Annotated in this window: 23 protein-coding genes; 16 read left to right on the top strand and 7 right to left on the bottom strand. The window is 38.8% G+C overall.

What is annotated here, in order from left to right; translation table 11 throughout:
• Window positions 1-8 precede the first annotated feature (8 nt).
• The 4 genes from H3299_RS03475 (at window position 9) to H3299_RS03490 (ending at window position 2927) form a co-directional block, all read left to right on the top strand.
• Window positions 9-350 carry a DUF1491 family protein gene (locus H3299_RS03475; protein ID WP_182419622.1) on the top strand — a complete coding sequence of 114 codons (342 nt, stop codon included), beginning with the start codon at window positions 9-11 and terminating at the stop codon, window positions 348-350.
• A 195-nt stretch (window positions 351-545) separates the two neighbouring features.
• On the top strand, window positions 546-1091 hold the full coding sequence (locus tag H3299_RS03480; RefSeq protein ID WP_182418932.1) for a hypothetical protein: 546 nt from the start codon (window positions 546-548) through the stop codon (window positions 1089-1091).
• Between the two features lie 102 nt (window positions 1092-1193).
• Window positions 1194-1988: a tRNA1(Val) (adenine(37)-N6)-methyltransferase gene (locus tag H3299_RS03485; protein WP_182418933.1), complete on the top strand. Its 795-nt coding sequence runs from the start codon at window positions 1194-1196 to the stop codon at window positions 1986-1988.
• An 87-nt stretch (window positions 1989-2075) separates the two neighbouring features.
• Window positions 2076-2927: a S49 family peptidase gene (locus H3299_RS03490; protein WP_182418934.1), complete on the top strand. Its 852-nt coding sequence runs from the start codon at window positions 2076-2078 to the stop codon at window positions 2925-2927.
• Between the two features lie 279 nt (window positions 2928-3206).
• Here the strand turns inward: H3299_RS03490 and H3299_RS03495 are convergent, their stop codons facing one another.
• Window positions 3207-3368 (bottom strand): hypothetical protein, encoded by a 162-nt coding sequence (locus tag H3299_RS03495; protein ID WP_182418935.1) that lies wholly within the window; start codon window positions 3366-3368, stop codon window positions 3207-3209.
• A gap of 949 nt (window positions 3369-4317) precedes the next feature.
• Here H3299_RS03495 and H3299_RS03500 point away from each other — a divergent pair.
• Complete coding sequence (locus H3299_RS03500; protein WP_182418936.1) at window positions 4318-4509, top strand: hypothetical protein; 192 nt, start codon at window positions 4318-4320, stop codon at window positions 4507-4509.
• A gap of 117 nt (window positions 4510-4626) precedes the next feature.
• On the top strand, window positions 4627-5592 hold the full coding sequence (locus H3299_RS03505; RefSeq protein ID WP_182418937.1) for a 4-(cytidine 5'-diphospho)-2-C-methyl-D-erythritol kinase: 966 nt from the start codon (window positions 4627-4629) through the stop codon (window positions 5590-5592).
• Between the two features lie 106 nt (window positions 5593-5698).
• Here H3299_RS03505 and H3299_RS15765 read toward each other — a convergent pair whose 3' ends face one another.
• Window positions 5699-6136 carry a DUF805 domain-containing protein gene (locus H3299_RS15765; RefSeq protein ID WP_182418938.1) on the bottom strand — a complete coding sequence of 146 codons (438 nt, stop codon included), beginning with the start codon at window positions 6134-6136 and terminating at the stop codon, window positions 5699-5701.
• Window positions 6137-6264: 128 nt separating this feature from the next.
• Here H3299_RS15765 and H3299_RS03515 point away from each other — a divergent pair, with 128 nt between their 5' ends.
• A complete protein-coding gene (locus tag H3299_RS03515; protein WP_182418939.1) occupies window positions 6265-7152 on the top strand; it encodes a DUF4424 family protein in 888 nt (295 codons plus the stop codon).
• A gap of 252 nt (window positions 7153-7404) precedes the next feature.
• Here H3299_RS03515 and H3299_RS03520 read toward each other — a convergent pair whose 3' ends face one another.
• Window positions 7405-7842 (bottom strand): hypothetical protein, encoded by a 438-nt coding sequence (locus H3299_RS03520; RefSeq protein ID WP_182418940.1) that lies wholly within the window; start codon window positions 7840-7842, stop codon window positions 7405-7407.
• A gap of 538 nt (window positions 7843-8380) precedes the next feature.
• Between H3299_RS03520 and H3299_RS03525 the strand changes: the two genes are divergently transcribed.
• The 3 genes from H3299_RS03525 to smpB all read left to right on the top strand — a co-directional run bounded on the left by H3299_RS03525 (window position 8381) and on the right by smpB (window position 10233).
• Window positions 8381-8527 (top strand): DUF4424 family protein, encoded by a 147-nt coding sequence (locus H3299_RS03525; protein WP_182419623.1) that lies wholly within the window; start codon window positions 8381-8383, stop codon window positions 8525-8527.
• Window positions 8528-8854: 327 nt separating this feature from the next.
• Window positions 8855-9739, top strand: a complete 885-nt coding sequence (dapA, locus tag H3299_RS03530; protein WP_182418941.1) for a 4-hydroxy-tetrahydrodipicolinate synthase — start codon at window positions 8855-8857, stop codon at window positions 9737-9739.
• Window positions 9740-9759: 20 nt separating this feature from the next.
• Window positions 9760-10233, top strand: coding sequence for an SsrA-binding protein SmpB (gene smpB / locus H3299_RS03535; protein WP_182418942.1), 474 nt, complete (start codon window positions 9760-9762; stop codon window positions 10231-10233).
• A 139-nt stretch (window positions 10234-10372) separates the two neighbouring features.
• Here smpB and H3299_RS03540 read toward each other — a convergent pair whose 3' ends face one another.
• Window positions 10373-10891 (bottom strand): DUF805 domain-containing protein, encoded by a 519-nt coding sequence (locus H3299_RS03540; protein WP_182418943.1) that lies wholly within the window; start codon window positions 10889-10891, stop codon window positions 10373-10375.
• A gap of 305 nt (window positions 10892-11196) precedes the next feature.
• On the opposite strand from H3299_RS03540, the gene H3299_RS03545 reads away from it, so the two are divergent.
• Window positions 11197-12582, top strand: coding sequence for an MFS transporter (locus H3299_RS03545; protein ID WP_182418944.1), 1386 nt, complete (start codon window positions 11197-11199; stop codon window positions 12580-12582).
• 323 nt (window positions 12583-12905) lie between these two features.
• On the opposite strand, the gene H3299_RS03550 is transcribed toward H3299_RS03545, so the two are convergent.
• Window positions 12906-13127: a DUF2007 domain-containing protein gene (locus tag H3299_RS03550; RefSeq protein WP_182418945.1), complete on the bottom strand. Its 222-nt coding sequence runs from the start codon at window positions 13125-13127 to the stop codon at window positions 12906-12908.
• A gap of 189 nt (window positions 13128-13316) precedes the next feature.
• Between H3299_RS03550 and H3299_RS03555 the strand changes: the two genes are divergently transcribed.
• From H3299_RS03555 to H3299_RS03575, 5 genes are all read left to right on the top strand, one after another.
• On the top strand, window positions 13317-14297 hold the full coding sequence (locus H3299_RS03555) for a polyprenyl synthetase family protein (RefSeq protein ID WP_182418946.1): 981 nt from the start codon (window positions 13317-13319) through the stop codon (window positions 14295-14297).
• Between the two features lie 354 nt (window positions 14298-14651).
• Window positions 14652-16520: a tetratricopeptide repeat protein gene (locus tag H3299_RS03560; protein ID WP_182418947.1), complete on the top strand. Its 1869-nt coding sequence runs from the start codon at window positions 14652-14654 to the stop codon at window positions 16518-16520.
• A 237-nt stretch (window positions 16521-16757) separates the two neighbouring features.
• Window positions 16758-17729: a glycine--tRNA ligase subunit alpha gene (locus tag H3299_RS03565; protein WP_182419624.1), complete on the top strand. Its 972-nt coding sequence runs from the start codon at window positions 16758-16760 to the stop codon at window positions 17727-17729.
• Complete coding sequence (glyS, locus tag H3299_RS03570) at window positions 17729-20011, top strand: glycine--tRNA ligase subunit beta (RefSeq protein ID WP_182418948.1); 2283 nt, start codon at window positions 17729-17731, stop codon at window positions 20009-20011. Before H3299_RS03565 ends, glyS begins: the two co-directional genes overlap by 1 nt.
• A 188-nt stretch (window positions 20012-20199) precedes the next feature.
• Complete coding sequence (locus H3299_RS03575) at window positions 20200-21270, top strand: S9 family peptidase (protein ID WP_182418949.1); 1071 nt, start codon at window positions 20200-20202, stop codon at window positions 21268-21270.
• A 78-nt stretch (window positions 21271-21348) separates the two neighbouring features.
• Here H3299_RS03575 and H3299_RS03580 read toward each other — a convergent pair whose 3' ends face one another.
• Window positions 21349-21903: a copper chaperone PCu(A)C gene (locus H3299_RS03580; RefSeq protein WP_182418950.1), complete on the bottom strand. Its 555-nt coding sequence runs from the start codon at window positions 21901-21903 to the stop codon at window positions 21349-21351.
• A 28-nt stretch (window positions 21904-21931) separates the two neighbouring features.
• Complete coding sequence (locus H3299_RS03585) at window positions 21932-22411, bottom strand: hypothetical protein (protein ID WP_182418951.1); 480 nt, start codon at window positions 22409-22411, stop codon at window positions 21932-21934.
• Between the last annotated feature and the right edge of the window lie 71 nt (window positions 22412-22482).

Consider the following 22482-nt stretch of genomic DNA (forward strand, 5'->3'; position numbering starts at 1 on the left):
TTATGGGATTGCGGCTGACATCTGATTTTTATGTGGCGCAATTGATACGCAAGATTAATGGTGCCAATGGCTTTGCTTATCTTGTGCGACGCGGCGCAATAGAGGCTGGTACAATATTTATCATGCAGCGTCTTAAAAATAATCAAGTTGACTTATTTGGACCGGCACCCCAAAGCTTTTACGAAGAAGCAGAAAATGACGGTGGTAGGTTATTTATAAAAATTTTAACTGATGCAGAAGAAGTAAATGCGATTGAAAAGCTAGAAAAAGAGCTTCGTTTTGATCCTGATATTTGGCTTGTTGAAGTTGAAAATATTAATGATTTGACAACTTATATAAATATTGTGTGATTAATTTGTGATTGTTAGCTTGGGTCACAACCCCAAGATAGCTATAAACTTATGTCTATTTTCAGCTTGATTAAAAATTTTGCGCTTTTATTCTTTTTTAAATTTAGCCAATAGAGTTTAGTTGGCTGCTTATATTAAAGAGATTTGATAAAATATTGAATGCAAAACTAAGTCTATTTAAAAGGAAATTAGCCAATGGCGCTAACGGCTGAGCAAAAAAAACTTATTTGGATGGCGGTAGTCTTTACGCCATTATTTGTGGCAATTGGTCTAACAATCTCGCCGTTTTTGTTTATTAATGAAATGTGGCAATTTACAAATGAAAGCTTGAAGAAGTTAAGCGAAATCTACGCTAAAGATGGTATGGCTATACCAACAAATTTAAGTACATTTACATATGACAAGTTTTTTTGGCGAACGATAACTGACGCTTATATGCAACTTCCTATTCGGCTTGTCATAAGTTACATTTTGGTCGCTATTCCTATTGCAGTTTTTTCTGCCCTTTATTCCTTTATATATCAAAAAAGTAAGTCAATTATTTTGATGGTCATTATTTGGGGTATTGCTGCTGCATGTCTTTCTTATATGCTAAATAAGTTCTTTTTCACCGATACTTTATTAATGATGGATCACTTTATTGGGCGTATTATTGCTGTAACTTTAATTTTTGCTATGACAGTTTCTGCCCTTATTATTGGTATTCTTATGCACAAATCTTCGAACAAGAGTGCAGGGTAGGGATTATCTTTGGTGTTGTAAAAGCGTTTTAATTTTACTTTAAAGCCTAAAAGTGTTTTAAACAATTTAAAAAGCTGTAACTCCGTTTCATGAATGCTGACAATGCCACTATCATTTGATAATACTGACGAAACGATTGACGTTTTTCATCGTGGTCGTTTTGCTCTTGTGCAGCCCCGCAATTTTGGGCATCGCTCCGGCATGGATGCCATGATGCTTGCGGCCTTAGTACCAACGGATTTTAGCGGCCAATTGGTTGATCTTGGTGCGGGTGCAGGCGCGGCTGGTCTTGCTGTTGCTTCGCGCTGTGATAATGCCAAAATAACTTTGGTGGAGCGCTCACTCCTTATGGCGCAATACGCAAAAAAGACATTGCACTTACCCGAAAATATTCAATTTAAATCACGGACATCATTGCTAAATGCCGATGTAACATTGCGTGGAAAGGCTCGTTTAGAAGCAGGGCTTATTGATAATAGCTTTGATTTTGCAATTATGAACCCACCATTTAATGAACAATCTGATCGCGCAACGCCAGATAAGGAAAAGGCCGATGCGCATGTGATGACAGAAGGCATGTTTGATGCTTGGCTTCGCACTGCCGCCGCACTGTTGCGCCCGGGTGGTTTTATAGGGTTAATTGCGCGCCCAACCTCGCTTGAAGATATATTGCCTGCCTTGCAGGGGCGATTTGGTGGTGTGGTTATTATTCCTATTTATCCACGCCCCCATCAAGCAGCAATTCGTATTTTGGTTTATGCAAAAAAGGGTAGCCGCGCTGCATTGTCTTTTGCTCGCCCAATATTATTGCATAATGCTGATGATAATAAATTTTCACCTAGGACCGATGCAATCTGCAACGGAATATTGAGTGTTTGGGATAAATATGATGAATAGTCGCAGAATAATTGTGTCGCTACTTGCGAGAGCCTATCCAAAAACCTATTAAATAAGTCAATATAATTTTGAAAATGGAGATGTAGCTTGGCTAACTGGATTAAAAAACTAATTCCTCGTAAATTTCGTTCTGAAGGCGTAACTATTCCAGTTGTGCGGTTGCAAGGTGTCATTAGTTCTTCATCATCGGCACTTAAAAGCAATTTATCGCTTGCAAATTGTGCAGAGCAGCTTGAGCGCGCTTTCAATATGAAAGAAGCACCTGCCGTTGCTATTGTTATTAATTCGCCCGGTGGTTCGCCAGTGCAGTCGCGGCTTATTTATAAGCGTATTCGTGACCTTGCTAGCGAAAAAAACAAGCGTGTGCTTGTCTTTGTTGAAGATGTGGCGGCATCAGGCGGTTATATGATTGCTTGTGCAGGCGATGAAATCTTTGCCGATCCTTCATCGGTGGTTGGTTCAATAGGCGTTGTTTCTTCCTCATTTGGTTTTCCTGAATTAATGAAGAAAATTGGTGTTGAGCGCCGTGTTTATACCGCAGGTAAGAACAAGGCGACTTTGGATCCTTTTTCTCCAGAAAAAGAAAGTGATATTAATCATTTAAAAGAGTTGCAGTTGGAAATTCATGAAACTTTTATTAATTTGGTAAAAAATAGTCGTAAAACCAAATTGAGCGACAATGAAGATCTTTTCACTGGCATGTTCTGGACTGGTATTAAAGGTAAAGAATTAGGCTTAGTTGATGGGCTTAATGATATTCAAAGCGTGTTAAAAGACCGCTATGGCAGCAAAATGCAAATGCGGTTGATCAATGCATCAAAAGGCTTGCTTGGACGTAAATCGCCATCGGGAATTTATGCTGATATTGCTGGTCAAGCAATTGGCAATATTGTTGATGTTGCTGAAGAGCGTGCCTTATGGTCACGCTATGGGCTTTAAACCTATTACATAAAAGGGCGGCAGCAATGCCGCCTTTTCTTTTTTACTGCCAATTCTTAAATGACACAATATAATGCTATTATTGATGGTTAGGCAAATAACAGGTCAAAATTTATGTAGCCCAATCTATTAACATTTTTTTAAGTCAAGCTGTGCGATACCATATCCAAAATTGAAACCGCCAAGCATATATTTTTGTTGCTTTGGTTGCGATACCATTTGTATTGAGTGCTGCTGAGGGTAGATTTTCCTCGCCGAAATAATCAATTGGTGATTTCTTTAACTAGCCAAGCGAGGGCATTTTCGTTGGCTAGCACTGGTAATGTGCGTATGGGGGCCATTGAATTCTTCTTCGGTGAGCCAAAAAAGAGAGTATTGGCAACCTAAAAATTCTATATTAAACCAGTTTTCATCAGTAACTGGCAAACTATCCAATCCCAAGAAAGGCGGTCCCTCATTAAACATATCATCAACAAAAAAGTTTATGGCAACGAGTTCTAGCCCTTGCGTGCGGTATTGCTCTGGTAGTTATAGCGGAAAGGCATAACGCAACTGTGTTCCATAGACGGTACTGATCGGCATCTATAGTTGGTGGTAGTCCATAACACCCCCCATTTTATAAGGTCGCTCAGGTTATATAGCATTTGCGTCCGCAAGAGTTATAATTAGAATCTGATTATCCTTAATTCCAACTGTAAACTGCAAGCCCTCTTCGGGTCCGTCTTTAATTATTGCGCGTTTAAAACGCCACTTATAATCATTACACGCATTAGAAATACTTATAGATTGGTATAAACTTTATTGAAAGATAATGCGGGAGAATTAAAAGATAATGCGGGGGAGTTTCGCGTAATGACAGCTATAGAGATATTGGGAAGGATTGTTAAAACGTGATTTAGCCCATCTTATCATCAATTATTATGCGAGCGCTAACATCATCACATAAATGCCCTTCAGCGTGGCAATAAGGCTCCTTCCAACTGGAGCCTAACGCATTGCGTAACAAATACGTTCGATCTTTAGGACGCAATTTTGCTAACAATTTATTTTATACCAGCAGATAACCAACCCTCTTTAACCCTTAGCTTCATGCTAAAATATAATAAGGTTTTTAGTTCTATATTGTTTTGCTCGATTTTTTAAATTGGGACGATTGCTATTAAAAATATTAAATATTATTTATTTTAAAAATAATTGGCACTATGCCCTATTTTCGTTTCGATTTAATTCTATATTATAATAGATAAGGGGCAAATCACGCTCGGAAATGCGCTAATTTCACTTTTTTTATGGTATGGCGCTGTTATTTAGGGATATGTGTTCTATTGTGGAAGTCGGCTAACTTGTTTGCTAATGTAATTTGCATGCTGCGAAGAAAAGGGTTTTAAATATGTCTCGTTTTATCTTTTTGGCAATTGTCGTGGCTGGTCTTGTATATTTTTACAAGGTTTTAAAGCGTGAATCTAATCGCGTTGCTGTGCGGGTAAAAAGAGCTGAGCAAGAGCGCAAGAATGGCTCCAAAGGCACTTTGGTTCAAGATCCTAAGACGGGTGAATATCGGGTAGAAACTAATCAATTTTGATTTAATCTCTTGATCGCAAATGTTGGTTGCTTTCTGGCTGTCTCAGCCTTATAGCCAGTAGATGCTTTAAAAAGCAGATTATGTACTTTCTGTGTAAATCTAATGTATCGATTGGTTATGGCTCCATATTCTTTAAATGAAAATTTGGCTTTAAAAGACAGTTTAGTGAGTGAACAACATCACGAAATTATAGAAGAGATTGCGCCGGCAAAACTTAATTTGTCGCTACATGTCATTGGACAGCGCAGTGATAATTATCATTTGTTGCAAAGCCTTGTTGTTTTCATGAATAATGGCGACATGATAAAGGTACAAGCGGCAGATAGCGATAGTTTTGCTATTTCTGGCCGTTTTGGTGGCGGTGAAGATTTTGGCGCAGATAATCTGGTTGTTAAAGCGCGCAATTTTTTACGTGATCTTATTGGGCAAGAGCGCTGTCCGCCAGTTGCCATTCATTTGGAAAAAAACTTGCCAATTGCATCGGGGATAGGTGGCGGTTCTTCTGATGCAGCAGCTACATTGGTGGCATTAATCCGACATTGGAATTTAATACCCGATGCCGATGATCGAGAAGCTGAATTGCAATTATTAACCAATAAGGTGCAAAGCCTTGGCGCAGATGTGCCAATGTGTTTGCATGGGGTGCTCTATCGCTCACCCCTGATCGCCACCGGTATAGGCGAAATATTAAAGCCGCTTGATGAATTTATTCCTTTGGATATTTTATTAATCAATTCAGGCGTGGCAGTTTCAACCCCGCAAATATTTGCCAAGTTAGAGAACAAAAATAATCTAGAGTTTAGCTGGACTGATGGTGCAGGGGCGCAATATAAGGGGTTGATTGAAAAATTGAAGACCATGCGTAATGATCTTTATCAGCCTGCATTACATCAATATCCAGCATTGAAAACCATATTGCATACATTACAAGACCTTGGCGCCGATTTTGCTGCAATGTCAGGTTCTGGCGCGACATGTTTTGGTATATTTCCCAATGCCCAAGCGCTGCAGCAGGCCTATTTGGAAGCGCAGAAAATCTACCCCAATTATTTTCTCATGGCTGGAAAAAGCTACGGCGTTTAATGCACATATCTGCTAAATTTGCTCTTTTGCTATTTACAGCTCATAGTCTTTTTAGTCATTTTTCATTTGTTTTTGCGCTACCACATGTGGGGTAAGTTTTGGAAAGTCACTCAAATATTTTTTGATATTCTATTTTAGGAAATGGATTTTTACCATAGCGATTTGAATCAGGTGATCCTTCTTTGCAAAGTAGATAAATATAATAAAGCCACGGGGCCAAACCGACATACGGCATTTGTAACGCAATTATAACAAACCAAAAGTGCCAACCAGCCATGCCGATATCGTGAAAACGGCGTATGGATACACTTGCAAAAGGAATAAAGAAGATAACAAAAGGGATAAGCAATAAGGGTAGGCTTAACCAATAAATTGGCTTTTGCGGATCCATTGGCTCGATAAAATATGTTAATGTCAGAAAGAGAATTAAATATATTATATTGAAGACAAGTGCAAACCACCAATATTCTGAGCGTGATGCTCTGCCAGAGGTGGATGCATATTTTAGCATAAAACATGTAAGGAGTGAAGTTTGGAAATTCATTTTTGTGTCTTTATTTGTTTCTATTTTTATTTAACGAAATAAAATTTAATTTTCTAGATTAAAGTCGTGTGCTTAATGGTTTTTATCTAAAAAAATGCTGCAGTATTTTAAAAAATATTGGAGATATTATGCAAATTCAGTTTTTAAACAATACATGCTGGCGCAATATTGGTAAAAGCTTTTTGCTATGCTTTAGTTTAGCCATGACTTGCGAAATAACTTTGGCTAATGATAGTAGTGCAGGATTAGCTGCAGGTGGGCTTGTTCTTCAAAAGTTAGAAGATATAGCAATGGTATCAGAAGAGTTATATATTTCAGTTGATAAAATTGAAGTGAATTATATATTTGAAAATCGCAGTAATAAAGATATTACGACTATTGTTGCTTTTCCAATGCCTCCTTTTGAATTTGATGCAAATGGTGAACCTTTTGACGATCAATATAATAGGCCCTACATTGATGATAAGCATCTCGATAATTATTTAGATTTTCATAGTTTTGTTGACGGTAAAGCTGTCGCAACAAAAAGCACCCGTAAAGTGGTGAGGGATAGCGGAGATTTCCCATCTGAAGCTACGCTTTATGTCACGTTTTATTGGCAACAAACTTTTCCTGCGGGTAAAAAAATTAAGGTTCGCCATTCTTACACGCCCAGTACAACTACTGGCATTCCACAATCGGTAAATTGGATAAAAGAAAATTATTTAAATAACGACACTTATTGCCCAGATAAAAACTTCATAGCAGCCTTAAACAAATATGAAAAAGCTAATTACGATAGTGGTTATCATGGGATTGACTATATTTTAACTTCCGGAGCCAATTGGGCAGGCGGTGTTATTGAAGATTTTCGTCTTATTATTGATAAAGGAAAACCGGATGCATTTGTAACATTTTGTGGTGATGGTGTTCAAAAAATAAGCCCAACCCAATTTGAAATGCGCAAAAAAAATTATGTTCCTAAAGAAAATCTTTCGATTTTTATTCTGAGTGATTTTTGCAATCCTAATCAATAGGTAATTTGAAAAGTTGACTGCTATATAACTTAGGGGAAGCAACTATTTAAACGTCTTACAGTTTCTAAGATTTGCTTTTTTGCTATTAAAAGTTTTATTCTATCAGAAAATTAAATGCGTTTATTATATTTATCTTGCTATGCTTTAATGACAGGATAATGTTGGTAAAATTAGGCTAGATTGCCAATGCGGCTATTCAAATATTGATTTGACGCCCTTTTCACTCTGTTGCTAACTTTCCCATGTCCTATCTTAATTATTTAAACGACGTTGTTTATTTTGTTCTTTAATTTCTCTATATTTTATGACTTCAGTCATTCTGTTGCGAACAAATTCTGATTTATCGTTTAACAACCTTTCAATCATCTTATGCGGTAAAGCAGGATTACCGCATAATGATGCACGAACATTTTCATTCTGTTCAATTAAATATTGGTAAGTGCTAGGTAACAAAGGCCATTTCGTGCATACTATAGATTTTATTCTATCATCTCCTCGCCTAGCAATTTTATCGATAATATCAAATGGTAAATTTTTTATAAACATTAATATATCGTCGTATTTAGGATCTGTATTAAAAATATTTTCAATATCATTCCTATTTAGATTTAAAGATTTAATTTGATCTTTTGTAATATAATCATTCGTTTCATATAAATTTAAGAAAAATTTTGTTTTATTTTCTTCCATAATTAGATCTCTCTAACAGCACTTGCTAACCTTGCAGTCATTAACTGAAGATAATATGTTTCCCCAAAGACAGAGCGCTCAAGGCCTAAATGCGTCAAATTTAAACTTTGCTACACGGCCTTTTAATATCATGTTTGAACAACGAGTGATTAACTATATCTATATCGCGTTTCACAGATTAGTTTAAAGGCTCTTGTCTTTCTATTATTCGTCATCTTTGTTCCGCTATTATTTTGAAAAGCATATATATCAACACCATTTGCCCCAAGATAATTGCTACATTGACGGGCAATTGATCTACTTAACATGACTTTCAATGGGCGCAATACAAGTAAATAGTCTTACCTGAGTATTCTCAACTATCAAAAAATGAGATTTATCAATTACTTTTCTAGTGTTGCAAATTTTTTATTCTATAGTAATAGACTTACCACTATATTCGGGATTTTTGCTTATCTAAGTTAGCGTTTCACTTAAATTACCATGTTCTACAGCATCATTATGTATAAGCAACGCTCTAGGACGTTTATAATATAATATTTCATTTTGGGCAGGCGGTGTTATTGAAGATTTTCGTCTTATTATTGATAAAGGAAAACCGGATGCATTGGTAACATTTTGTGGCGATGGTGTTCAAAAAATAAGCCCAACCCAATTTGAAATGCGCAAAAAATTATGTTTCTAAAGAAGATCTTTCGATTTTTATTCTGAGTGATTTTAGCAATTCTAATCAATAGGTAATTTGAAAAATTGACTGCTACATAACGGGGAAGCGACTATTTAAACGTCTTACAGTTTCTAAGATTTGCTTTTTTGCTATTAGAAGTTTTATTCTATCAGAAAATTAAATGCGTTTATTATATTTATCTTGCTATGCTTTAATGACAGGATTATGTTGGTAAAATTAGGCTAGATTGCCAATGGGGTTATCCATATATTGATTACCGCACATATATGGCTAGTTAGTCGCTAAAATAATAGCAATGTTAAAAATTAATTTACGGAGTTTACCATGCTCAAGGGAGCCATTACCGCACTTATTACGCCATTTTCTGAAACTGGAGAGGTTGATGAAAAAGCGTTGCGTGACCTTGTGGAGTGGCAAATTACCGAAGGTATACATGGGCTTGTGCCGGTTGGCACTACAGGTGAATCGCCCACTTTAACCCATGAAGAGCATAAGCGTGTTGTTGAATTAACAATTGAGCAAACGAAGGGGCGTGTGCCTGTTATTGCTGGTGCTGGTTCAAATAGTACGGCTGAAGCCATTGAGCTCGTTCAATTTGCTGAGACTGCGGGTGCAGATGCTGCGCTTGTTGTGACACCATATTATAACAAGCCAAATCAACGTGGTCTTTATGCGCATTTTGCCGCTATTGCCAAAGCAACGATTTTGCCAATTGTTATTTATAATATTCCCGGTCGCTCGGTTATTGATATGACATCAGAAACCATGGGACGTCTTGCCAATGATTTTGATAATATTATTGGTGTAAAGGATGCAACTGGCAAAGTAGAGCGTGTATCAGAGCAACGCATGACTTGCGGTGATGGTTTTATCCAATTATCGGGTGAAGATGCAACTGCCCTTGGTTTTAATGCGCAAGGTGGTGTTGGTTGTATTTCGGTTACATCCAATATTGCGCCACGCCTTTCATCTCTCTTTCAAGAAGCTTGTCAAATAGGTAATTATGAAAAGGCAAGAGAAATTCATGAAAAGTTAATGCCATTGCATAAGACTTTATTTCTTGAGCCAAATCCAACGGGTGTTAAATATGCGGCTCATCAATTAGGGCTTTGTGAAGCGCATTTGCGTTTGCCTTTGGTTGCAATCGAAGCTGAAACTGCCCACAAAATTGATGCGGCAATTGCCCATGCAGGGCTTGTAAAACGCTAAAAATATAGTATTTAGGATTTATGACAAAAAAAGATAAGCCAGAGCGTAAGATCATTGCCGAAAATCGCAAGGCACGCTTTAATTTTGAGATATTGGATACATTAGAGGCGGGTTTAGTGCTTAGCGGCACTGAAGTAAAATCTTTGCGCGCTAATCATGCCAATATTGCGGAAAGCTATGCTAGCTTTGAAAATGGTGAATTTTGGCTTATTAATTCTTATATTCCTGAATATAAGCAGGGTAATCGCTTTAATCACGAGCCGAGGCGTTTGCGCAAACTGCTTGTCAGTAAACGTGAAATGTCCAAGCTTTTTCAGGCTGTATCGCGTGATGGTATGACAGTTGTGCCATTGCGACTTTACTTCAATTTACGTGGTCGCGTTAAAATAGAGATTGCTGTGGCACGTGGTAAGAAGAACCATGATAAGCGTGAAACTGAAAAGAAGCGCGATTGGAACCGCGAAAAATCAAGATTGTTGCGTGATCGCGGTTAGGTTTTATAGTTTTTTAATTTATAGAATAATCAAAGGCTTGGATCTCTTGAATGGATTCAAGCCTTTTTATTAGCTTGTTGTGAAAGTTTTTTATCACCTGATTTGATAGTGATTTATGTAGTTAGTCTATATAGAAATTTCACGAAAAAACATCCGTATCAACGTCTTTACTAAGCGGGTTGGGTCCATATTGATTCAAGCCATCTGTGCCTTTGAATAAAAATGGAATGTGTAAAAGAAGCTGCAAAATGATATTAAGTCCCAGTAAGATATACATGTCATCGTTGTAAATAATCCTATTTATGACTAAAAAAATTAGAAAATAAGGAATTAACATTGTTATGATGAAGGGGCTTGCCCATATTGATGATATATTGCGATCATGGAGGCGACGAGACGCTGCAGCTAAAAATGGAGTAAATAGTATTATCTCAATAATAAAAGCTATAATGATACTAAGAGCAATGCGGTTTTGCGAACCAGTAAATGATGATGAACTTGTAAAATGCAGTATAAAAGCTTTTGAAGCTTGAGTGGCGATATAATATGCGATTAAATTTGCCAGTCTAAACCACCAAAATTCTGATCGGCAAGCGCGCCCGCTAAATGTTGCATATTTCGTGATGAATGCACTGCGAACTGCTTCAACAAATCCCATCGGACACCCTTTATAATTAAATCTTTTCAATAATTAATTCTATTACTTACTTTGTTTCAAATTTGTAATGATTAAGTCGATTTAGTCAATGAATATGTGGCAATAGATTATTGTAATTTAACTTATCCGGCAAATAATGTCGCTTAATTGGTGCGCAATATTGAGCGGGTTTTAGATTGTGGAATAGTTTTAAATAATTCTCGTTCGCTGTTGTTATTCTTGTGCTTCCATTGCAAGACTGTGCTTCGCAAATGGCAATGGGGCATTATTGATAGAATATCAATGGCATGGGAGTGAGGAAATAAATGGTGAGTGATAAAAGCTTACAGGTACAATTGAGCCGTAGCAAACAGGTTGATATTGGTGAAATTCTTGATAATGGATCCTTTACACCATTGCAGATTTTTATTGTGGTTATTATTGCTCTTGCAATTATTCTTGATGGTTTTGATAGTCAGCTACTTGCCTATGCCATCCCAACAATGATGAAAGATTGGGGGTATAGCGAGCGCAGTGTGTTTACTTTTGCTGTTGTTGCAAGCTCGGTTGGCATGGTTATAGGTAGTCTTGTTGCTGGCTATTTAGCCGATAAAATTGGTCGCCGCCGCCTTATTTTGATAACATTAACACTATGTGGTCTTTCCACTATGCTTATAGGTCTAGCAGGCAATGTTCATCATGTGATGATATTTCGCTTTTTTGCTGGCATTGGCATTGGTGGTGCTCTACCTGTTTGTACAACTTTGTCGGCTGAGTTTTCGCCACTGCGTTATCGTACGATGATTATTACCGCTTCTATAGTTTGTGTGCCACTTGGCGGTATGCTTGCAGGTTTTTATTCCAAGCTCGTTCTTGTTGAACTGGGCTGGCAAAAGACCTTTTTTATTGGTGGCTTCTTGCCGCTTGTCTTATTGATTCTTCTTTGGTTTACGTTGCCAGAGTCACCTAAATATATGGCTCGCCATAAAGTGCGTTGGCAAGAGCTTCAAAAACTCTTATTAAGATTAAAGCGGCCAACAGTTTACGATGTCGAATTTGTTGAAAAAAATGACGCTGGTTCACCATTAGCAAAAACCAGTTTTGGTGCTTTATTATCACATGGGTTTGCGCGTAATACAGTTGCTATCTGGTTTGCGTTTTTCTTCTGTATGAGTGCGGTATATTCGGTTTTTGGTTGGTTACCAGCTATTCTCGCCTCTCATAATATAGATGCAAGCATAGCAGGTGATGGTCTCACTGCTTATAATATTGGCGGTATTATCGGATCGCTGCTTTGCGCTTTTGCTATTTCCCGTTTCGGATCATTCAAGGCGCTTGGAACCTGCGCTATTGGTGGCGCGCTGTCGATACTTGCCCTTTTGTTGTTTAATGTTAGCGAGCATATCAGCTTATTGTTAATTTTATTAACTGTTCATGGCTTTTTTGTTAATGCTGTTCAGTCACCACTTTATGCTTTGGCAGCATTTTTATATCCAACTCAAATGCGTGCCACCGGAACTGCAACCGCTGCTGCTTTTGGGCGTTGTGGCGCTATTTTAGCAGGTATTTGTGGTGGATTTATTGCTGGGCTTACGAGTTATATCTGGCTGCTAGGATTTGCGATGTTTGGCGTATTTATCGCACTTATTTCCCTCAAAAACCATATTCCTGCAGTTAGAGGAACAAAAAGCAAGTTAACCACTATTGTTTAAAATAATTGTGCTGCCTCGCCATAAGAGAGACAGCAACTGGTGGGGGTTATAGATAAAACAGGAGAAAAAGCTTTAATTATAGGCGCTTATATATCTTAAAACGATAGCTAATTTAAAATTTAGAAGATTTGTTTTTAGGGGATAGTATTTCAGATGCAATTCTTGCTTTAATAAAATGCAGGTATTTATATTCAGGTGGTTGATGTGCAATTGGCTAGTGTTCAATTGATTTATGTGTTGTCACGATTAAATTAATTATGTTTTGACCTCATTGCAAAAAATATTGCACTGCGTCATTCACTATATTTAATTATCTGGTTCGTTTAATTGCGTAATTCATTGCCAAGATCAGCATCGATAATTAATTGACGAGCTTCTTGCACCTGATCTAATTCCACCAATATGCGTTTTTGGAGAAAGCCAAGCGATCCTTCCAACACGCTCATATGGGTGTCTGTAACCATGTAATAAATACCAGCTTCTTTTAATAAAACTTCGATAGCCGATATAATAACTGCATCATTGGTGCGTATAATTTCTATCATGCCAAATAATTACATGAAATTTACGTCTTGCAAAGGAAAATGGCGAAATTTATCTGCTTTTTTTCAAAAAAATAATTTAATAAATGCAGAAATAGCTATTTCGCGCTTGAGCAAGTCCAAAGCCTCCCTTATGGTGGCGCAAAATATGCTTGGCTAAAGTGCCAATTGGCGTCAACCGGGAAAAATAACATGCAAGCTTCTATTCAGCCGCTTATCGACCTTACTCGCTCCGATATGGAAGCAGTTAATCAGCTTATTCTATCGAAAGCTGGTTCAGATGTTGAAATGATTCCCGAAGTTGCTAATCATTTGATTTCTTCAGGTGGTAAAAGATTGCGGCCTATGATTACCTTGGCAAGTGCTCGTATGTTTGGTTATGAAGGTAACCATCATGTGGCTTTGGCAACCGCAGTTGAATTTATGCACACGGCAACACTTCTTCATGATGATGTGGTTGATGAAAGTGATTTGCGCCGTGGTAAATCTACAGCTCGAATGATTTGGGGCAATCAGGCAAGTGTGCTTGTTGGTGATTTTCTTTTAGGACAAGCTTTTAAGATGATGGTTGATGTTGGTTCATTGCCGGCATTGGATGTTCTTGCGCAAGCCGCTGCTGTCATTGCAGAAGGTGAAGTCATGCAGCTTGCGGCGGCAAAGCATATTGGTACCACGGAAAATGAATATCTTGCGGTTATCAATGCCAAGACTGCAGCGCTTTTTTCTGCAGCTGCCGAAGTGGGGCCGATTATTGCTGGCCAAGACGATAATTGCCGCAGAGTGCTTGCCTCTTATGGTACTAATCTAGGTCTTGCTTTCCAATTGATTGATGATGCGCTTGATTATGGTGGCAACTCTAAAGATCTTGGAAAAAATGTTGGTGATGATTTCCGTGAAGGAAAAATTACTTTGCCTGTCATTTTAAGCTATGCTCGTGGTAATGCGGAAGAAAAGCAGTTTTGGAAAACTGCAATGGAAGAGGGGGCAAATGATGATAAATCCCTTGAAAAAGCAATCCTACTTATGAAAAAGCATGACAGTTTGCACGATACTATCGTTAAAGCCCGCGAATTGGGTGAAAAAGCAAGGCAGGATCTTGAAACCATAGCTGAAAATAGCGAACGTCAAGCTTTGATTGAAGTGATCGATTTTTGTATATCGCGGGTTAATTAATATTTGCCGTTAAAAGGGCTTAATCATTACTTAATGATAGCTTATATGATTTTGATATGGTTAATGGAACTTGGTCTTTATTATTGATTAAATTGTTCGCGTATTCGATTTTAAACGTAAATGAAAAGGCGAACAGCAATATTTGTGAATTTTGGGATTTTGTTTCGTAAATTCAACCCATTTTAGTTAGCCTTGATGAAATTGATTTGAATAAAATAGTTCAAAATGGCAAATTTAATTATCTTTTTGATAAGTTTTTATTTGCATAGTTGAATATTTGAGTTTGTATATTTGGCAGCAGTTTAAAAATTGATAATGCTTTAATTATCAATATTGGGAAACAGGGAAAATTCTATGCGGCGTAACATCCTTTCTCGCTCCTATAAGGCGGTTTTAGTTAGTGCATTCTTGTCTAGCCTTTCACTTCCTGCTTTGGCAGCAACGCAGCTTCCCCCTGCAAGATCTTTTTCTGGTGCTTATTTGGCCGGGCGCATTGCAATAAGTGACCGTCAGCCGGATATTGCCATTAGCTATCTAAATCAAGCGCTTGATTTTGATCGTAATAGTGTAATGGTGCAACGCGATTTATTCCTCACCTTGATGGCAAATGGTAAATTTAATGAAGCTGTTCCTATTGCTATTTTATTGCGCAATAATAAAGAATTAGAACGTTTTACAAAGCCAGTTATTGCGGCTGATGCTATGAACCGCAAACATTTTAAGCAAGCAATTAGTGTGATGAAATATTCAAATCCTGATTCGCTTGATACCATTACTTGTGGCACTTTTGTTGCTTGGGCAAAATTTGGTCAAGGTCAGCGCCGCGCTGCAATTAATGATATTGTTGGGTTTCAAGGACAAGAATGGTTTCCTTTTTTCAAAAATTACCATTTGGCTTTAATGTATAGTTTAAACGGGCAAAAGGTTGAAGCTGAAAAGGCATTTGCTGCTGCATTAAAGGATCAGGAAAGCGGTGCTGCCTTTCCAGATACTTATGAGCGGGTTATTATTGCCTATGCTAATTTTCAATGGCGCAATAAAAATATACGAGGTGCGATTGAAACCTTATCTAATGGTGAAAAACTATTATCTGGCCGTGATACGCTTACTAATATGCGTATAGCGGCACAAAATGGTCAGCAGCCTACAGTTATTGTCCAGTCTGCTAGTGATGGTGCAAGTGAAATTATTTATAATATTGGCACTGCGCTTAACCGCGCTAATGCTGAAAATGTAGCAGCTCTTTACTTACAAATTTCACTCGCTATGCGTCCTAATAGTGAAGCAACATTATTTCAACTTGGTGACTTATCTGCGAAGACCGAGGATCATAAAAAGGCCATTGAATATTATGGGCAGATTAAGCAAGGCTCGCCTTATTATCGCGATAGCCAATTACGCTTAGCGTTAAATCTTGCCGATTCAGGACAGGAAGATAAAGCTGTTGAGCTTTTAAATAGTTTGGTCAAACAGTTTGGTGCAGATGAACGGGTCTATACTGGTCTTGCTAGCATTTATATGCAAAAGGAAGATTTTGCCAATACTGTGCAAATATTGGATCGATATTTAAATCAGCTCACCACAACACGCCCCGAAAACTGGCCATTATTTTATCAACGTGCTATTGCCTATGAACGTTTAAAGCTTTGGGATAAGGCTGAACTGGATTTTAATAAAGCATTGGAATTGCAACCCAATCAGCCACAAGTGTTAAACTATCTTGGCTATTCGCTTGTTGATCGTGATATGAAGCTTGAAGAAGCTTTAAAAATGCTCAAAAAAGCGGCTGAGTTGCGCCCGCAAGACGGTGCAATTATTGATTCTCTTGGCTGGGCTTATTATAAGCTTGGTCGCTTTGATGATGCTGTGCGTGAGTTAGAACGCGCAGTAAAATTGCGTCCGGAAGATTCAGCAATTAATGACCATTTGGGGGATGCCTATTGGATGGCTGGGCGCAAGCTTGAAGCAACCTTCCAATGGCACCATGCGGCCGATAATAGTAAGATTGAGCCAGATGAGCTAAAAAAAGTTGAACAAAAATTAAAGCACGGCTTAAAGGCTGATGGTAGCATTAATGAAAAGCCCGATGAAGAACATGCGTCCAGCGATAAGCCAAAAGATGAGCCAACAGATGCAACCTCAACGAAAGGTACCGCGCCGGCTCAAAGCCAAGGCGAAGATGCGCCTTCTCAAGAGCCTTCTAAACCTGATGCAGCTGAATAGTTGCCGGCAAATTTGCTTTTGTTCAATTTAATAGATTGAGATGGGCAAAAAAAATAATTACAGAATATAAAGCCTCTTATTTTCAAAATAAGGGGCTTTTTTGTTTCGTAATCGCTCTTTTTTGAAATATCTAAAGTCCCATTTGTCTTTGATATTGTATTGCTTCTATAATTGCATTATGCCAAAAACATTAAGGCGAATTTTATAGCAGTTTTTAAAAGGGGTTTTGTTGTGAGCCTGCCCAAAAGTCTTGAACCAAGTCATCAGGATCAAAATTATCTTGATCCAAGCCGGTCCTTTCAGGGACTTATCTTAACGCTCCAAAACTATTGGGCAAAATATGGCTGTGCCATTATGCAACCCTATGACATGGAAGTCGGCGCTGGAACATTTCATCCAGCGACAACCTTGCGCTCTTTAGGACCGCGCCCTTGGAAAGCTGCTTATGTACAGCCATCACGCCGCCCAACCGATGGGCGCTATGGCGAAAATCCCAACCGCTTACAGCATTATTATCAATTTCAGGTTTTGTTAAAGCCATCACCACCAGATTTGCAAGAGCTATATCTTGGTTCCCTAAATGCTATTGGTCTTAACACCAATTTGCATGATGTGCGCTTTGCCGAGGATGATTGGGAAAGCCCAACGCTTGGCGCTTGGGGACTTGGTTGGGAATGCTGGTGCGATGGCATGGAAGTATCGCAATTTACTTACTTTCAGCAAGTATGTGGCGTTGAGTGTTCGCCGGTTTCAGGCGAGCTCACCTATGGTTTAGAGCGTCTTGCTATGTATCTGCAAGGGGTTGAAAATGTTTATGACCTTAATTTTAATGGTCGTGAAGGCGATGAGAAAATCACTTATGGTGATGTATTCTTGCAATCGGAAAGAGAGTTTTCAAAGTTTAATTTTGAAATAGCCGATACTGAAATATTGCATCGCCATTTTATTGATGCCGAAAAGGAATGCGCGGCTATTCTTGACGCCGGTAAGCCTTTGGAAGAGGGCGGTTTACATCGTTGTGTTTTCCCAGCCTATGATCAATGTATCAAAGCCAGCCATATTTTTAATCTCTTACAGGCGCGCGGAGTTATTTCTGTAACCGAGCGACAAAGCTATATTTTGCGTGTACGTGATCTTGCTCGCCGGTGCGGCGAAGCATTTTTGCAAACCGAAGCTGGTGGCGCCAATTATAATCGTGGAGATCTATAATGCCCGACTTATTAATTGAATTATTTTCTGAAGAAATTCCTGCGCGCATGCAAAAAAAAGCAGCAGCAGATTTGAAAAAAATGGTGACTGACCGTTTGGTTGATGCGGGTCTTACCTATGAAGCCGCGCGTGAATATTATACGCCGCGCCGCCTTGCTTTGGATTTGCGCGGCCTTACCGCAAAATCACGAGATATTGCTGAAGAGCGTAAAGGTCCATCGGTTAAAGCACCAGAGGCCGCCATTGCTGGCTTTTTACGTTCCAGCGGTCTTGATGATATTTCACAGGCGGAAATTGTTAATGACCCTAAAAAAGGCGATTTTTATGTTGCCAAAATCAACAAGCCCGGCCGCAAGGCCGAAGATATTATTGCTGAAATAATGCCTGATATTATTCGCAATTTCCCTTGGCCCAAATCTATGCGTTGGGGTAATGGCAATTTGCGTTGGGTGCGGCCTTTACATTCGATTATTTGTTTGTTTGGCCCTGAAATTGGCGAAACAGAAATAGTCGATTTTGAAGTTGATGGTATTAAAAGTAGCAACTTTACCTATGGCCACCGTTTCTTAAGTGACGGTGAGCCCATCACTGTGCGCCGCTTTGAAGATTACGTCACCAAGCTTGAAAATGCCAAGGTTATTCTTGATGCCGAGCGCCGCCGCGAAATTGTTTTGGCAGATGCTCGTAATCTTTGCTTTGCTAAGGGGCTTGAGCTAGTTGAAGATGAGCAACTTGCTGATGAGGTTGCAGGTCTTGTTGAGTGGCCAGTTGTTTTGATGAGTGAGTTTGAGCCTGAATTTTTGGCTATTCCGCCAGAGATTGTTCGCCTTACTATCCGTACCAATCAAAAATGCTTTGTGACCCGCCCTCGCGGCGAAACGGAAGCTTTGTCTAACCATTTTATTCTTGTGTCCAATATTGAAGCGAGTGATAATGGCCAAGAAATCGTTAAGGGCAATGCACGTGTTGTGCGCGCTCGCCTTTCCGATGCGCTTTATTTCTGGCACACGGATCAAGCTGATTTGCCAGATTTAAATAAGCTTAGTTTATCAGCCAACCGCTTAGGGCTCGACCTTCAAAAGCCGCTAGATCAAAGAATGGCGCGTCTTGACCATTTACATGTGACTTTCCATGCAAAACTTGGCACGCAAGGCAACCGTGTTACGCGCATTGCCGCGCTTGCGCAGGAAATAGCACCATTATTGTCGGCTGATCCGCAAACCGCTCGCCGGGCTGCTTTGCTAGCGAAAGCAGATTTGCAAACCGAAGCCGTGGGCGAATTTCCAGAATTACAAGGCGTTATGGGGCGTAAATATGCAACCTTGCAAGGTGAGAGCGAAGAAGTTGCCCGCGCTATTGAAGAACATTACAAACCGATTGGTCCAACAGATAGCGTTCCCCACTCGCTTATATCTATTGCGGTAGCGCTTGCTGACAAAATTGACACGCTTTGCGGTTTTTGGTTCATTGATGAAAAGCCAACAGGCTCAAAAGATCCATATTCATTGCGTCGTGCAGCAATTGGTGTGATCCGTTTAGTTTTAGCTAAAGAAAAGCAAATCAATCTGTTACCTTTGCTACGCTTTGCTTTTAACTTGCATATGCGCTCCCATATTGAAAATGCTCTTTTTGCCTATGAAGCCAATTTGCGCAGCGAAAAATCTGGTGAGATTGATGGTAACCAAGACTTTGACAATGCGTTGCGCATGGAAGAAGATCGCATCACCCAAGATTTAAATGCCAAAATTGAGCCAATCATTGTTGATCTACATAGCTTCATGCATGAGCGTTTTAAAGTCCATATCAAGGATGAAGGCGCACGTTATGACGCAATTGATGCGGTGTTAACTCCACTTGCTGATGACTTATTACAGGTTGCACGCCGTATTGAATCGCTTATCGTCTTTATCAATACTGATGACGGTGGCAATTTGCTAGCAGGTACTAAGCGTGCTGTTAATATTCTTGAAGCTGAAAAGAAAAAGAATACTCAAATTGCCGATCATGTGGACCCAAGCTTGTTGATTGAGAGCCAAGAAAAAGCACTTTATCAAGCGGTGCAAAAATGTGAACAAGAGGTTGCCCGCTTCATGAGTGAGAATAACTATGCCATGTCTTTGGCAAGTCTTGCTCAACTCCGTGCGCCAGTTGATGCGTTCTTTGACGATGTTTTGGTCAATGATGAAAACACTGCCATTCGCGCTAATCGCCTTGCCTTGCTTGAGTGCATTCAAAAATTAACCGCGCAACTTGCTGATTTTAGCAAATTGGTTATTGCTTAAAAAATGCGCAACGCATGAACTAATAAAATATAAACTGGATTAGTTGTAAATTATTAAATCGAGTTTACAATAAAATAGGCCGTTTTGTTGATATTCTAATAATATTGTAATGTAATTAGCCTATCTATTGCATCATATAAAATAAGCTATTAAAAATCTCTCAAGCTTTAAACTTGAGGGATTTTTTTATGAAAATTATAAAAAAAATATTTTCTATAATCTTGGTAATTTGTGCTGCCATTTATGGTGCTGCTTATGGGCAAAAAATAGCTCATGGCGATTACTCATTGCCAACACGCGATGAAATACCATTTTTAAATCAAGGGTTGGATTATGTAACCCAGATTGTCTCGGCAGATCATTTGTCTTATAAATTATCACCAGTTAGTTTGCGTGATGCTCATAAGAATTATCCTGCAACAACTTATAAAAAAGTGTTTCAACCAGAAGATACTGGCACGCCTCCAGCAGATATTTTTAATCTAATTAATTATCCTGCTAAAGATGGTAATCTTGCCGCTTTTCTTAGTCCTGATCCTAAGGATGGTAAAAAACATCCCGCAGCTATTTGGTTGCATGGTGGCTATGGTGGTATTGGTGATTTTTTCTGGGAAGATATTGAAGCAAGCAATGATCAAAGTGGTAAAGGCTTGCGCGATGCTGGCATTATTATGATGGTACCATCATTTCGCGGCGAAAATCATAATCCTGGAAAATTTGAAATGTTTATGGGTGAATTGGATGATCTGCAATCAGCGCTTGATTATTTAAAAAGCCAACCCTATGTCGATACAGATCGTATCTATCTTATCGGCCACAGTACTGGCGGTACAAATACTTTGCTTGGTAGCGAATATATTGATGGTTTTCGTGCAGCATTCTCATTGGGCGGCATTCCAGACTTGAAACTACGCTTACAATATGGCCGCATCAGTGTTGGCTTGCCATTTGTTAAAACAGATGAAGCCTTGGCCATTCGCTCGCCGCGTCTGTTTATAAATGATATAAAGTCACCAACTTTTTATTTTGAAGGCAGCGAAGGCTGGTGGGAAGAATTTGAAGAAGTGGCGCGTTATGCCCAAAACAAACAAATTCCATTCTTCATTAATAAAGTTCCCAATGCTGATCATTTTAATTATCTACAGCCAGCCGTTGCATTAATTGCACAAAAAATTAATGCTGATACAGGTGAAGTCAGCAATATTTCATTTTCTGAAGCTGAATTAAATGAAATTTCAAAAAATATTGTGCGGGAATAAATAGACCTATTATGAAAAAACGCGCCGAATGGATTTTTCCATTGGCGCGTTTTTACAAGGTGATAAAAGCAAAAATTATTAATGCTTGTTATCGTGAGCTTGTTCAGTCTGATCGTTATTTGGGGTAGGGTGATCGTGGTTCATGCTTTTCGTGTCCATTGCTTCCACTTTAAAATCGACTTCCACTTCACCAGCTTTTTCAAAATAGAGTTTGCCTTTAAATTTTTCGCCTTCTTTCAAACCATTTTTTAAATCCATGAACATGATATGATAGCTGCCAGGCTTAAACTCAATATCGCCGCCAATTGGGATATCAATTCCATCAGTTAAATGGCGCATTTTCATAACGCCATCTACCATAGCCATTTCATGAATTTGCACATCATCAGATAGGTCTGCGGTTACTTTAACTAGCTTATCTGCAACATCACCCTTATTGATAATTTTAAAATAACCACCTGCAACCTTGGCCGTTGGTACTGTAGCGCGTGACCATGGATGGATTATTTCAAGATTACCAGCTTTGTATTCATGTGCTTGCGCCGATACAATTGTAAAAAGGCCTAAAATAATTGCAGCAATGCTACTAAATAGCGTGGTTTTGTTGGCGCTAGCCTTACATAAAAATGTCATTATATTCTCCATAAATAGTTTATTTAATTTAAGTGCTTATATTTATGAAGACGGGCGGTGCACGGGCTTGATTGCTGGCATAATGTATTTCTACGCTATTTGCTGTAATAGGCAGCCATGTAATGAGATGGCCATCAATGTTGTCATGGGCGCAACTGCCTTTGACAGTTTGATAGCTTAGGCAAAATGCACATAAAAAGCAGCCCTGCAAACAATGATCAGATTGACTTTGCTGTTTATGACTTTGTGGCGAATGAATATGCGTTGCTGTATTTTTGTCTATATCTTGGCTGCAAATGCTGGTTGCCAAAAACTCTAGGCGATCAAGTTGGCTTCTATGACCAAGTGCTCCGTAGGCCATAAAAATAGCTTGCAATAAAACCGACAGCACTAGCACCATAGATAGCAAAAAATGGTGCTGCTGTTTCATATTAAATCTCGGCTTTGGTGTGCTGTTAATAGGCAGCCTTTTATTCCTTGCCAGCTTTTGCCATAATAAAAATGGCAAGTCTTAAAATTCAACTTAAATCAAGCTTGTCAGCCCTATCTCTCTTTAAGCGAAATAAACACACTTAAGCA

It is taken from the genome of Bartonella sp. HY038, from assembly GCF_014117425.1.
Lineage (GTDB): Bacteria > Pseudomonadota > Alphaproteobacteria > Rhizobiales > Rhizobiaceae > HY038.

Bases quoted from the DNA above. Each gene is read 5' to 3' on its own strand.
- H3299_RS03505 (WP_182418937.1), top strand. From the start codon at position 4,627: ATGGCTCCATATTCTTTAAATGAAAATTTGGCTTTAAAAGACAGTTTA.
- glyS (WP_182418948.1), top strand. From the start codon at position 17,729: ATGCCCGACTTATTAATTGAATTATTTTCTGAAGAAATTCCTGCGCGC.
- dapA (WP_182418941.1), top strand. From the start codon at position 8,855: ATGCTCAAGGGAGCCATTACCGCACTTATTACGCCATTTTCTGAAACT.
- H3299_RS03515 (WP_182418939.1), top strand. From the start codon at position 6,265: ATGCAAATTCAGTTTTTAAACAATACATGCTGGCGCAATATTGGTAAA.
- H3299_RS03545 (WP_182418944.1), top strand. From the start codon at position 11,197: ATGGTGAGTGATAAAAGCTTACAGGTACAATTGAGCCGTAGCAAACAG.
- H3299_RS03485 (WP_182418933.1), top strand. From the start codon at position 1,194: ATGCCACTATCATTTGATAATACTGACGAAACGATTGACGTTTTTCAT.
- H3299_RS15765 (WP_182418938.1), bottom strand. From the start codon at position 6,136: ATGAATTTCCAAACTTCACTCCTTACATGTTTTATGCTAAAATATGCA.
- H3299_RS03580 (WP_182418950.1), bottom strand. From the start codon at position 21,903: ATGACATTTTTATGTAAGGCTAGCGCCAACAAAACCACGCTATTTAGT.
- H3299_RS03520 (WP_182418940.1), bottom strand. From the start codon at position 7,842: ATGGAAGAAAATAAAACAAAATTTTTCTTAAATTTATATGAAACGAAT.
- H3299_RS03555 (WP_182418946.1), top strand. From the start codon at position 13,317: ATGCAAGCTTCTATTCAGCCGCTTATCGACCTTACTCGCTCCGATATG.
- H3299_RS03550 (WP_182418945.1), bottom strand. From the start codon at position 13,127: ATGATAGAAATTATACGCACCAATGATGCAGTTATTATATCGGCTATC.
- smpB (WP_182418942.1), top strand. From the start codon at position 9,760: ATGACAAAAAAAGATAAGCCAGAGCGTAAGATCATTGCCGAAAATCGC.
- H3299_RS03500 (WP_182418936.1), top strand. From the start codon at position 4,318: ATGTCTCGTTTTATCTTTTTGGCAATTGTCGTGGCTGGTCTTGTATAT.
- H3299_RS03480 (WP_182418932.1), top strand. From the start codon at position 546: ATGGCGCTAACGGCTGAGCAAAAAAAACTTATTTGGATGGCGGTAGTC.
- H3299_RS03560 (WP_182418947.1), top strand. From the start codon at position 14,652: ATGCGGCGTAACATCCTTTCTCGCTCCTATAAGGCGGTTTTAGTTAGT.
- H3299_RS03575 (WP_182418949.1), top strand. From the start codon at position 20,200: ATGAAAATTATAAAAAAAATATTTTCTATAATCTTGGTAATTTGTGCT.
- H3299_RS03540 (WP_182418943.1), bottom strand. From the start codon at position 10,891: ATGGGATTTGTTGAAGCAGTTCGCAGTGCATTCATCACGAAATATGCA.